A 12,828-nucleotide genomic window follows, 5' to 3' on the forward strand; every position below is an offset into this window, starting at 1 on the left:
AAATCTCCTCCAAAACTAGGTAACCGTTTATTTCATCTAACATAAACTGGTACCCATTCCTTACCTAAACACTTAATACCCTACATAGTTTCCTCTTTATCAGCTCATATGAATTTTAATAAAAAATTAAATTTCTATATTTATCTTTTCAAAAATGGTATTTTTTTTATTGATATCCATTTTAATTTCAAAGCACATACACCATACAAAATGGTTGTAATACTTAATGCTATACCACTGAATAATAACGTCATAATTCTTGAAGATGTAACATCTATCACATTACATAGTTCATACAATCCTAGTCCGAAAATACATGCTATTGCTAGCACACCGAAAAAGTTTTTGAAATGAATAGAATAGGCAATATAGCTTCGAATATACAAATGATTTACAATACAAATCAATACGTAAGTAATTAATGTACTATACGCCGCTCCATCTATGCCAAACTTCTGCACTAACATAATGTTTAACACGACTTTCACACAACTCGCGCCAATAACAATCCATGCAGCTTGTGCAGAACGATTAATCCCCTGTAAAACACCTATTGATAATACCATAACCGCAGTAAAATACGAACTGCCAATCATAACTGTTAACATACTACTGCCTTTTACGTCTGTGAACAATCCGACATTTAACGGTACTGTTAATGCCATCAACCATACTGTTAATGGTGCTGTCAAAACATGCGCTAGTCGATTTGTATTTTGAATTGTTATTTTCGCCAAATTTATATCTCTTTTGGCCAATGCGGAAGTTAAGAGTGGTATTAACGGAAATACAATTGCACTTGCAAAAATAACAATTATTTGCGTGAATGCAAAACCGCGACTGTATATTCCAAATTGTTCTTGAATTTCTGTTGATGATCCTTGTAATACATGCGGTATTGTAAGCGAGTCTACTAAATTTAAAAGCGGCATTGATAAAGCTCCGATAGCGATTGGGATCGATACCCGCAATATCTTTTTGCCGTTTTCTCTTAAATCTCGGAGCGAATAGGAATTGCTTTTATTGTAGTATGGACTTCTATTATATTTTATACGCAAATATATAAGCGAACTAATGACTCCAAGAAAAGAGCCAACCATCGCACCACTAGTAATAACAGTATTACTCTTATCCCACGATACTAGTATGTAAGCAATTATTAACATAAAAAACACACGGACAAATTGCTCAATGACTTGTGATACTCCTGTTGGTTTCATATCACCGAAACCTTGGAAATACCCTCTATACACCGCCATGTATGGCGCAATGAGTAATGCTAATGAAGTAATAAGCAACGGCATTCTAGTTTCTTGTCCACCGAGCATATTTGCAATTTCAATAGAAAATAATACAATGACTAAACAGCCGAAAACGCCAAATGCTATCCCTATAATTGACGCTGATTTAAATAATTTCGCAATTTCCTTTTGCTTATTTTTTTCGTTCAACTCTGCAATTAGTTTCGAAATTGCAAGTGGAACTCCGGCTACCGATAATGTAAGAGCAATCATATATACAGGAAAAACAAGGCGGAAAATACCTAGCACTTCATCTCCTGCAATATTTTGTAATGGAATTTGAAAAAAACTACCAAGCAATTTCGACAAAAAAGTTGTAATGGTTAAAATTGCTGCTCCTTTTACAAATGTTTTATTCATATTTTTTCTCTTTTCTTTTATACATATACTCTCAAACATATTGTTTTAAACGATAGGGATTCACTTTATCCCATTGGTTATCATAACAAATTTATTATAGGTTGAATACTTGGTTTTTTTTTCAAAATAGAAAACAGAACCAATTCAAACCTATCTCTTCACAATCTTTTTCTAATTCCTTCCATTATATATGTACACATTATAACCGTTTCTGTTACGCAAAAAGAGCTCTTCCTCTCTATCACTGCGATACATATTACTAAAAACATTATAAGAATATCCCACAACTCTACATTATAATTTATGTAAAGTTGTGAGATATTCTAATTGCCATCTAAACACTTAAGATTTTCAATTGCTCTTTCTGTTCATCGCTTGCCATTACTACAATTGTTTTTTCAATACTTGGATGTACTTGCTCAAGCTTTACACTTGCCCCTACTTTATTTGATTGCTCAACAAAATTTAATAATGCCATAGCTCCTGATACATCCATATAACGCACATCTTTCATACGTAATACAACTGGTGACTTCACATCTTGTAAAGTAGAGAAAATACGATCTACTGATAGGAAAGAGAGCGGTCCTTGAATTGTATACGTTTCTTCTCTTTCTTTTACGATAGAAGTTTTACGTTCTTTACATTTCACCATATATATGATGAACGAAAGAATAATACCGAATGCAACGGCAATCATTAAATCGAACTTCACCGTTACAATCATCGTTACGAGCATAACAACGACATCACCTTTAGGAGCGACATGCATCTTTTTCATGCTTTCCCAATCGAACATTCCAATACCAGTTAAAATTAAAATACCTGATAATACAGCAAGTGGAATATATTGTACGACCGAACCAAGACCCATAATAAAAATAAATAAGATAACACTATGCATACATGCCGAAAGTGCCGTTTTACCACCACTTCTTATATTCACGATAGATCTTACAGTCGCACCTGCACCTGCTAATCCGCCAAACAATCCGCTCATCATATTACCGATACCTTGTCCAACAAGCTCTTTATTACTTTTATGACGCGTACCTGTCACATTATCCATTACGACCGATGTTAACAACGAGTCAATCGATCCTAATAAAGCAATACTAAGCGCTGGTAAAATAAGTGCTGCTATTCCTGTTCCACTTAAAGATGGAATATGAAGCGTAGGCATCGCTTCTGGAATGGTTCCAATCTTTTCAATTACTTTATTTAGTGAAAGATTTCCGATAATCGGTAACTTTACTGCAAGTCCTTCGAGTAGAGAAGAAAATAAAGGAAGCAAAGCTGTCACACCGACTAGTGCTACTAAACTAGACGGAATCACCTTAATCCATTTGCCAGAAACAATCATTACAATAATCGTTAACACAACAAGTAGAAAACTATTTTGTACATGCTTTATTTCACCTAAAATAATGATTAATGCAATACCATTCATAAATCCTGAAACGACAGGATACGGAATATATCGAACGTAAGAACCGAGCTTACATACACCGAATAAAATTTGAAATAATCCTGCCATCATAAAGGCAATAAAACTTGCCTCTAACCCGTGCGTCGCAATAACTCCAGTTGCGATAACGGTAATTGGTCCAGTTGGCCCCGTTACTTGCCCAGGTGTTCCGCCAAATAACGCTGCGAATAAACCTGCAAAAATCGCACCATATAATCCAACAAGCGCTCCCTCAGACGTTCCTGTCGCGGCAATACCAAATGCAATCGCAAGTGGTAACGCAACAATCGCAACAGTAAATCCTGCTAAACATTCCTTTGCTATTTTTTGAAACATAAAAAAACCACCTTTGTATAAAGTCCATGTTCCATTGTACACCTAAAAAGATACATTCGTTAGCTCACTTTTTACATTCTCGTGACGTAAACGGATTTAATGAAAAGTTTCCCCCTTATCTTTGGAAACAATTGCAACTATGCTATAATGAACAAATTAAATCTTTTACTATATACTTGGAGGCACTATGCTAACTTTTGAAGAAAAATTATCGATTATTGAATCTTTCCCAGAACTAGAAAGAAAGAACGTATCATTAAAACGTGTAAACTTCCACTTTGAAGAAAGTCGTTTAGATAAAAAGAACGTTGTATTTCATTTACACCCAAATGGAAATGGATTTGTGTATGCAAGCGGTATTAAAGGTTACAAAACGGATGATAAAGGTATGGTTAACATCCGCGAGTTTTCAGCAGAAGAGTTACGTTCAGTAATTGAGAAATCAATTGACCTTCTATCACAAGAAGAAGTAGTAGCACCTGTAGAACCTGCGAAAGAAGAAGAATGGCAGAACGAAGATGGTCATATTCTTACTCTTATTTCAGAGGATGACATGTGGAACGTGTACGCTGGTGTAAACTTAGACGGTACATTCAACTCTTATCCAGAAGCTGCGGAATACCTTGATGAAGAAGGTTTTTCACGCAAATAAAAATAGAAAGTGGGTATCCCCCACTTTCTATTTTTTTGTCCCTTTCAATGACTCCCTCAGCACAAACTTCTGCAACTTCCCGCTCGCATTACGCGGAAGTTCATCTACAAATAAATAATGACGCGGACGCTTATAATCTGCTAATTCGTCACTTTCTTTGCAATACGTTTCTAAATCAGCTTCTGTTATTGTTTCATCTTTCTTCACAATAACTGCCACCACACGCTCTCCCCATAATTCATCTGGCTCACCAAGTACCGCCACATCTAATATACCGTGATGACTATGAAGGAAATCTTCAATTTCACGAGGGTAAATATTTACACCACCGCTAATTACCATATCATCAACGCGATCTGCAACGAATAAATAACCATCTTTATCGAAGTATCCTAAATCACCAGAATGATACCATCCTTTATACATCGATTTTTTATTTGCCTCTTCGCGATTATGATAGCCAGCCATCATAGTTGGGCCACGTAAAATAATTTCTCCCACCTCATAAGGAGGTAATACATCATCTGGTTCTGCCGGTGCCTCCTCGTTCGGTTTCACAATACGAACTTCGTGGCTAAAGCATGGCGTGCCTGCTGAACCAGCTTTCGTAATTTGATCCTCCTCTACGAGAAACGCAACAACTGGTCCCATTTCTGTCATTCCGTATATTTGAACAAGGTCAATATAAAGACGTTCTTTACATTCCTTCACTAACGCCGGCGCCATTGCCGCTCCGCCATATATACCAATTTTCATTGAAGTTAAATCATACTGAGTTAAATCTTTTTGCAACAACATATTCCACATCGTCGGTGCTGCAAAGAACGTCGTAATCTTTTCTTCTTGAATCGTATGTAATACTGTTTCTGTATCAAAATGATGCAAAATAACATTCTTCCCGCCAACTTGAATGCGTGGTATGATTCCGGCATTTAATTCACCACAGTGATATAAAGGCGCAACAACAAGCCCCACACTATCTCTATTATATTTTAGGAAATACGTACAAATCATACTATGCTCAGCCATTTCACGATGACGATGTAACACACCTTTCGGATGACCTGTCGTACCGCTCGTATAAAGCATAGAACAAAAGTCCATTTCATCAATTTCGATATTTACTTTCTCAGGAGATGCTGCATTCACTTTTTCATGGTAGGAACTTGCATAGGAAGGTTTATCGTTTTCTATAGACCAAAAAGATGTATTTGGAAAATCTCGTTCAATGATAGCAACAGTTGACTCAACTGCTTTTTCAAAGACAATGACTTTCGAGGATGCGTCCTGAAGAATATAAGATACTTCTTTCGCCTTTAAGCGAAAGTTAATCGGATTAAAAATTGCACCAATTTTCGCACAAGCTAAGTAAACGTTTACAAATTCATGACAGTTATATAAGTAAACAGATACTGTATCTCCCTTTCTTACTCCGTCTTCTAATAAAGCGTGTGCCGTTTTATTTATTTGTTCATCCCACTGTTTATATGTCCAGCGAATATTTTTTTCAGGTTCCACTAACGCCTCTTTATTCGGATACTTACCAACAGATAAATCAAAAATTCTCCCTATCGTCATGTACATGCCAACAATTTCCCCCTTTTCTCTTTCATAAATCTATCATTTCGTCCATAAGTAGACATTGTCCTTCAATGTTTTGACTAATTTTTCTGATTATTATCGACATAGTTTTACAACACGTGCAAACCTTTGATACATGAAATTATATTGGCGATTTTTCAAATATATCGACCGCAATTCAATTTATAGCAGCGATTTTTCGAATATATCGCCTTACTGACAAAAGCTGACAATATAAAAAAGAGAGTGTTCCGATTTGGAACACTCTCCCTCTTATACAAATAGCTCTTCTAAAATTTTCAGTTTATCTTCTGTATATTTTACAAAGCCATCGTTATATGATTTTGGATCTTTCGGATTTGCGAAGTGCGTAATTGCCCCCGTCTTCGGATGAACAAATTTACTTGATGCACCGCAACCAAGTCCGATAATTGATTGTACTTCTTCCATAATGACAATGTTGTAAATACTCTCTTGCGCCGGCATTGCATAACCAACGTTCTCTAAGTTACCTAAAATATTCTTTTGACGATATAGGTAATATGGTACGTAATTATGCTTTTGCGTCCACTCTTCTGCTTCGTGCATCATCGCTGTAATCTCTTCGCGACCTGCTACTTTATATTTACGTTTGTTTTGCGTCATTTCAGAAGCACGTTTAAATGATAACGTATGAACTGTTAATGATTCTGGCATTAACTTTTCTGTTTCATCTAACGTATGCTTGAAGATATCTAACCCTTCACCAGGAAGACCAATAATTAAGTCCATATTAATATTGTTCATTCCCATTTCACGAGCTAAATGGTATTTCTCAATTGTTTCTTCTACAGTATGGTGACGTCCAATTGCTTTTAGTGTCTCTTGATGGTATGACTGCGGATTAATACTAATACGGTCAATGTTCCATTTATTTAACACTTCTAGCTTTGCTGGCGTGATCGTATCTGGACGACCTGCCTCAACTGTAACTTCACGTACATTTTTCACGTCTGGGAACGCTTCGTACATTTCTTCATACAGCATATCCATCTCTTCTGCTGTAATACTTGTAGGTGTACCGCCGCCATAATAAATCGTCGTAACTTTCACACCTTTTTCTTTTAAAAACTTACCAATTTCACGAACTTCATAATGTAAACCACCTAAGAACGAATCAACAGACCCTTGGCGTCCATTAATCGCATAAGCCGGGAATGTACAGTATGCACATTTCGTTGGGCAGAACGGAATACCGATATAAATACTTACTTCTTCTTTCAAACGGTATAAATCCGGAACAACTGCTAATTGGCAATCAACAATGCGCTGAAGAAGTTCAATCTTCTCTTCATGAATTAAATAACTTTCACGAAGTTCTTGATGCGCTTCTTCCTTTGACATACCATTTTGAAGCATTTTATGAAGAAGTTTCGTCGGACGTACTCCCGTTAAAATACCCCAGCTTTGTTCAAGTCCAGTTAACTGCTGAAGAACAGAAAGATATACATAAGAAACAACGTGCTTCACTTGCTTCATACGCTCTTTTTCATCTGTGAAAGCAGATAAATCTTTCGAGAATGTTTCTTCATACACATTTCCTGTGCTAACATCCGTTAATCGAGCGGATGCTTTCACATTATCCTCAATGTGTATATCAACGATCAGATTCGCTTCCTCTTGTTCAAATCCAATCGTACTATCTTCAAAAAATAAGCCGCCAATATTTTGTAGCGGACGTAAAAAACGATCATCTTGTAACGTTTTAATTGAAATTAACACATTATCACCTTTTCATTTGCAAACTCTCTTTAGTTTACTTGAAGGGCGTTTACAGGTCAATACAGAAGGTTTTACCTGTTTCTCTTACATTTTTTCAAATAATTCTTTTTATGAATATCGCTCATGTATATAGACATCATGATTTTCTCTTGTTAAAATTTATTAGTACAAAAAATCGTTACATAGCGAAAATACAATATATAAAGGAGGAATGTTAACACTAGATTCCATAATCTAATGTGTTAAAAAAAATATGAAAAAGAAATTTTATAGTGTATTAACTCTCTCTCTTGCATTACAAACTGTTCTTGCACCTACTTATTCATTTGCAGAGAGTGCTGAAAAATCCGCCGAAGTATATACGGAGGATCAAGTTTTTAAAAGTATTAAAGAGCATGTTAATGAGCATAGTACTCATGAAGAAGATATCGAGGTTACTGGTCAATTCCTACTATACACTTCAAAAAAACATTCATTATATACCGCGAATGATTTAAAAAACAAATCGAATATCGAGATTACAGAACAAGTCGTAACGGCGACAAAGAAAAAAGGAAATGCTTACTACATAACGACGTCAACTGGCGCTGGATGGATAGATAACAATGATAATAGCTTAGAAGTTCAAGAGATTCATAAACTATCTAACCAAAAATTAATCGTAAAAGAAGAAGCTTCCATACATGCACTTCCGTTCCAATCGTTTAACGAAGAAGGGAAACTACAGCCACAAGTCATTACTCCTACTGAACAAGCTGGAAATTGGTTTAAAGTCCAAATAAATGAAACAGCAAAATGGATTTATGCACCTTCTGCTACATTTGAAGGTACAAAAGCTTCATTACTAAAAAACGTTCGTTCTGCTAAAAATAGTTTATTAAGAGCTCCAGATGCTCTACAAACAAACAATATTTATGGCGTTACATTTAAAGAAATGATTGTCCCTAAAGGAAATGACGATATTCGCCCTGGCTACCCGATGGTACCTAAATATATTACGATTCACGAAACGGCTAATACAGCGAAAGGTGCTAATGCTCTAAATCATGCAAAATTCTTAGATAATCAAGCACGCGGAACAGCTGATCGCGCCGCATCTTGGCATTTCACAGTAGATGATAAAGAAATTTATCAACATCTTCCAGTAAATGAAGTTGGATGGCATGCTGGAAATAAAACTGGAAACTATGAATCTATCGGAATTGAAATTGCCGTTAATCAAGATGGAAACTATGAAAAAGCGGTAGAAAATGCCCGTAAATTGGCAGCTTATTTAATGAACGACTTAAATATTTCTCTAGATAAGGTCCAAAAACATCAATTTTGGTCAGGGAAAAACTGCCCTGCGTTTATGATTCAACGCGGACAATGGAATGCTTTCTTAAAAGGAACTGAAACATACTATAAGGAAAACCAAAAAGATCCAGTAACTGATGACATTACAGGTGGATGGTATGAACAAGACATTCGTCAATTAGCAGCTAGAGGCATTATGCAAGGAGAAGGGAACGGCAAGTACTTCCCAGAACGTCTTGTAACGCGTGCTGAATTCGCTACACTAATTACTCGTGCTTTACAATTACCAAGTGGAAATGCTAAGTTCACAGACTTAGAACAAGTACACCCATCTTTAAGAGACGGTATTAATCGTGCAGCAAGCGCAGGCATAATCCGCGGACGTGGTGATAATACATTTGATCCAAATACCACAATTACACGTGAAGAAGCTGTTATTATGATTGATCGTTCTCTAAAACACGCTGGTATTTTTGCAAAACAAGTTGAACTACCATTTGTAGACCAAAACTTAATTTACGCTAAACAAGAAGTACAAAGAGTGTATGGATTTGGAATTGTAAAAGGTAATGAATTTAATCAATTCGTACCAAAAGGACCATCACAACGCGCTCACGCAGCTGCATTTATAAACAGAATGCTTAGCGTAATTGAAGCTTAAAATATTTATCTGTATTAATTTAAAAGGCATCAGAGATTGTATAATCTCTGATGCCTTTTATACATCTTTTAACTATTTTTAGCCATGAATCTTAAACGTATTCCTAGTAACAGAAGCATAAAACCGATGAATGGAACGTAATTCGTATTGTGTCCTGTAGCTGGAAGTTGTTGATTATTAGAAGAACCTTGTCCTTTTTCTGGTAAATTAGGTTTTTCTACTCCCTCACCTGGTTTTTCTGTTCCTTCACCCGGCTTCTCTGTTCCTTCACCCGGCTTTTCTGTTCCTTCACCTGGCTTCTCTGTTCCTTCACCTGGCTTCTCTGTTCCTTCACCTGGCTTCTCTGTTCCTTCACCCGGCTTTTCTGTTCCTTCACCTGGTTTTTCTGTTCCTTCACCTGGTTTTTCCGGACCTTTTTCTGTATCTTTTTTATTTGTAATTTGAAGCTTTACAACTTCAATTTTTTCATTAGAAATCGTAAATTTCATTTCCTTATCGGATAAAGTATATCCTTCTGGCGCTTGGATTTCTTTTAAAGTGTAATCTCCTGGTTCTAACTTCTTAGAAGTCGCTTTACCGCTCTTGTTTGTTGTTAATGTGTCGATTTTTGTTCCGTCTTTCCAAATTTCAAACACTGCGCCTGCTAAAGTTTTATTTGTATTATTGGCATCTACCTTTGTAATTTCTAATTGACCTGTAATTTCTTCTTTCACTTTTTCATTCATAACTTCTTGTTTTACTACTTCATTTGCTACAACGTTTACTTCTACTGTTACTTCTAACGCCTTATAACCTTCTGGTGCTTTCGTTTCTTCTAACGTATACTTTCCTGGCACTAAGCTTTTGAATTTCACAACGCCGTCTTTATTCGTTGTTTTCGCTTCTCCAACTACTTGACCAGCTTCGTTCTTTAATTTAAATTCTGCACCTGCTAGAACTTTTCCACTCTCCGAATCCTTTTTGATTACTTGTAAGCTTCCTAGTTCTTTTACGTTTTCTACTTGTACTTCTACTACTTTGTTTGCTTCCACAACGACTTCAATTTCTTCTTTTAACAACTTATATCCTTGTGGTGCTTTCGTTTCTTTTAATGTGTACTTTCCTGGCTCTAATTTCTGTGAAACTACTTTACCAGTTTTATCTGTTCGTAACGTATCTACTTTTTTACCATCTTTATACACTTCGAATTCTGCATCTGATAATACTTTCGTTTTATCTTCCGCATCTACTTTTACAATTTCGAATTGACCAAGGCTCTTACTGTTCGTTACTTTTACATCAACAACTTTTTCACCGTCAACTGTTACATGAATTATTTGTTTTGTTAACTCATAACCTTCTGGTGCTTTTGTTTCTTCTAACGTATATTCACCTGGCACAAGTCCGTCTACTTTAACCGTTCCAGACTTATCTGTTGTAATTCCTTCTTTTACAACATTTCCTTTCGCATCTTTCAATGTAAATTTTGCGCCTGCTAAGCGTTTCGTTTGATCTTTATCATCCATTTTAATAATTTGTAGAGAACCTAAGATTTTTTCGTTTTCTGCCTCTACTTTTACTACTTCTTTCTCGTTTTGAATTGTTACTTTCCATTCTTTATTTGAAAGCTTGTAGCCCGCTGGTGCTTTCGTTTCTTTCACTGTGTATTCACCTAGCGGTAATTTCGGTGACATCACTTTTCCACTCTCATCTGTTTTTAGTTCTGCTACCTTTTTACCATCTTTATACACTTCGAATTCTGCATCTGATAATACTTTCGTTTTATCTTTCGCATCTACTTTCACGATTTCAAATTGACCCGTTACTTTTTCGGAGATCTTTTTATTCACCACATCTACAGTCACTACTTTATTAGCCTCTACATCAACAGAAACTGAACTAGATGATAATTCATATCCTTTCGGTGCTTCTACTTCTTTTAATGTATAGCTTCCAACTGGAAGTTGTTTCGATAAGGCTTCACCTTTATCATCTGTAACAATTGTTTCCACAACTTTCCCATCTTTATCGATAACATCAAATTTTGCACCTGGTAGAAGTTGACCAGATTCACTATCTTTTTTCAATAATTTAAATTGGCCATTCTCTACTTTTCTCGTATTCTTCATAACAAGTTCAATTACGTTTGTATTATCAATTGTTACTTTGACTGGTGTATCAACTTTTATATATCCTTCTGGTGCATTTATTTCTTTTACAAAATAGTCACCAAGTGGTAAATCTTTAACTTCCGCAATACCCTTTTCGTTTGTTGTAACAGTAGCCACAACGTTATTATCTTTGTCTATAACATCAAATTTTGCGTCTTTTAAAACAATGTTTTCATCGTTTTCATCAACTTTTTTAATTTGTAAATGTCCTTTTTCAACTGCTGGTTTATTCCACTTTGGCCAGTTAAATTTAAAGTTATGAACCTCAAAACCATCTCTTTGGTGTAATCCTCCAACATAGGCTTGTCCATTAATAGAACCACCTTTTGTTTCTACAACTGCATTAGGTGCAAACACACTACCTACTACACCATAACCTTTAGTTGTTATCTTTGTAGCATTAGGAAATACCCAAATTACCTTACTAGCTAACTCAGTAAAAGATGAATTAGGATCGTATGCTTGAGATGTATTAATTAAATCCGTCGCCATCCCAGTATTTCTTGTATCATACAAAATTGCACCGCCACCAAAACTCACTTCTTCTGCATCTGAATAAATAACAATAAAGTCTTTATTCTCTACATTCGGAAGAAAAACGTCTTTTACATCAAATGCTTTCTTTCCCGTCTGGCCTGAAGAGACATAAATATTAGGGTTGTTTACATCTTCACCGATTCCAAAGCTCATATTAGGTTTTGGCTTATCAGTGTATAGTTTACTTGCATCCCCAATTACACCATCAACGTCTTTTCTAAATTCTTTAAACTTAGCATCAATCTCCGCTTGCTCTTTATAAGAGATACGGTCATATGACGTTTTCATTGCGCCATCTGGGTCACCGTCTTTTGTCATCGCCACTGTTCCATCTTGAATAATTACCTGTCCTGCTCCCGCTTTCGTAAATTGACCGCCTAGTAATAATGATGGATATCCTTCATCTACCCAAGTTGCTCCAGCTAAGTTATTTGCTCCAGTTGCAGCCGCTACGACTGTATAACTTGATGCGTTCATATTTTTCTGAACAGCCATCGCACCTTCAATATCCGCACTCGTTGCACTATGATCTCCAAAAATGATGGCGTTGTAATAAGATACATCACCTAAACCTTTTAACTCTGTTGTAGCTGCCTCCGCTTTAAATGGTAAATGGATTAAAAAATTCATACATATTAGTAATACAACTATTAAACTACTACTTAACTTTTTAATTTTTTGATTAAATGATTTCCTCAAGAAATTCATTCCCCCTTTTAAACTTC

Annotated in this window: 7 protein-coding genes; 2 read left to right on the forward strand and 5 right to left on the reverse strand. The window is 35.8% G+C overall.

Annotation, left to right across the window (positions count from 1 at the left end; all coding sequences use genetic code 11):
* Positions 1 to 140 precede the first annotated feature (140 nt).
* Both ASE54_RS32500 and ASE54_RS32505 read right to left on the reverse strand, forming a co-directional pair.
* Positions 141 to 1,661: a polysaccharide biosynthesis protein gene (locus ASE54_RS32500; RefSeq protein ID WP_001044004.1), complete on the reverse strand. Its 1,521-nt coding sequence runs from the start codon at positions 1,659 to 1,661 to the stop codon at positions 141 to 143.
* Positions 1,662 to 1,995: 334 nt separating this feature from the next.
* Positions 1,996 to 3,465 carry a SulP family inorganic anion transporter gene (locus tag ASE54_RS32505; protein WP_000486670.1) on the reverse strand — a complete coding sequence of 490 codons (1,470 nt, stop codon included), beginning with the start codon at positions 3,463 to 3,465 and terminating at the stop codon, positions 1,996 to 1,998.
* A gap of 187 nt (positions 3,466 to 3,652) precedes the next feature.
* On the opposite strand from ASE54_RS32505, the gene ASE54_RS32510 reads away from it, so the two are divergent.
* A complete protein-coding gene (locus ASE54_RS32510) occupies positions 3,653 to 4,117 on the forward strand; it encodes a hypothetical protein (protein WP_000954998.1) in 465 nt (154 codons plus the stop codon).
* A gap of 27 nt (positions 4,118 to 4,144) precedes the next feature.
* On the opposite strand, the gene ASE54_RS32515 is transcribed toward ASE54_RS32510, so the two are convergent.
* Positions 4,145 to 5,701, reverse strand: coding sequence for a fatty acid--CoA ligase (locus ASE54_RS32515; RefSeq protein WP_000281974.1), 1,557 nt, complete (start codon positions 5,699 to 5,701; stop codon positions 4,145 to 4,147).
* A gap of 270 nt (positions 5,702 to 5,971) precedes the next feature.
* Positions 5,972 to 7,459 (reverse strand): coproporphyrinogen III oxidase, encoded by a 1,488-nt coding sequence (locus ASE54_RS32520; protein ID WP_000908775.1) that lies wholly within the window; start codon positions 7,457 to 7,459, stop codon positions 5,972 to 5,974.
* 253 nt (positions 7,460 to 7,712) lie between these two features.
* Here ASE54_RS32520 and ASE54_RS36080 point away from each other — a divergent pair, with 253 nt between their 5' ends.
* Positions 7,713 to 9,416, forward strand: coding sequence for an S-layer homology domain-containing protein (locus ASE54_RS36080; RefSeq protein ID WP_000726533.1), 1,704 nt, complete (start codon positions 7,713 to 7,715; stop codon positions 9,414 to 9,416).
* Between the two features lie 68 nt (positions 9,417 to 9,484).
* Here ASE54_RS36080 and ASE54_RS32530 read toward each other — a convergent pair whose 3' ends face one another.
* Positions 9,485 to 12,811 (reverse strand): SpaA isopeptide-forming pilin-related protein, encoded by a 3,327-nt coding sequence (locus ASE54_RS32530; RefSeq protein ID WP_043333443.1) that lies wholly within the window; start codon positions 12,809 to 12,811, stop codon positions 9,485 to 9,487.
* Between the last annotated feature and the right edge of the window lie 17 nt (positions 12,812 to 12,828).

The organism is Bacillus sp. Root131 (genome assembly GCF_001429475.1).
Lineage (GTDB): Bacteria > Bacillota > Bacilli > Bacillales > Bacillaceae_G > Bacillus_A > Bacillus_A thuringiensis_S.

Excerpts from the sequence above, each read along its gene's own strand:
- ASE54_RS32505 (WP_000486670.1), bottom strand. The coding sequence starts at position 3,465 with ATGTTTCAAAAAATAGCAAAGGAATGTTTAGCAGGATTTACTGTTGCG.
- ASE54_RS32500 (WP_001044004.1), bottom strand. The coding sequence starts at position 1,661 with ATGAATAAAACATTTGTAAAAGGAGCAGCAATTTTAACCATTACAACT.
- ASE54_RS32530 (WP_043333443.1), bottom strand. The coding sequence starts at position 12,811 with ATGAATTTCTTGAGGAAATCATTTAATCAAAAAATTAAAAAGTTAAGT.
- ASE54_RS32510 (WP_000954998.1), top strand. The coding sequence starts at position 3,653 with ATGCTAACTTTTGAAGAAAAATTATCGATTATTGAATCTTTCCCAGAA.
- ASE54_RS36080 (WP_000726533.1), top strand. The coding sequence starts at position 7,713 with ATGAAAAAGAAATTTTATAGTGTATTAACTCTCTCTCTTGCATTACAA.
- ASE54_RS32515 (WP_000281974.1), bottom strand. The coding sequence starts at position 5,701 with ATGTACATGACGATAGGGAGAATTTTTGATTTATCTGTTGGTAAGTAT.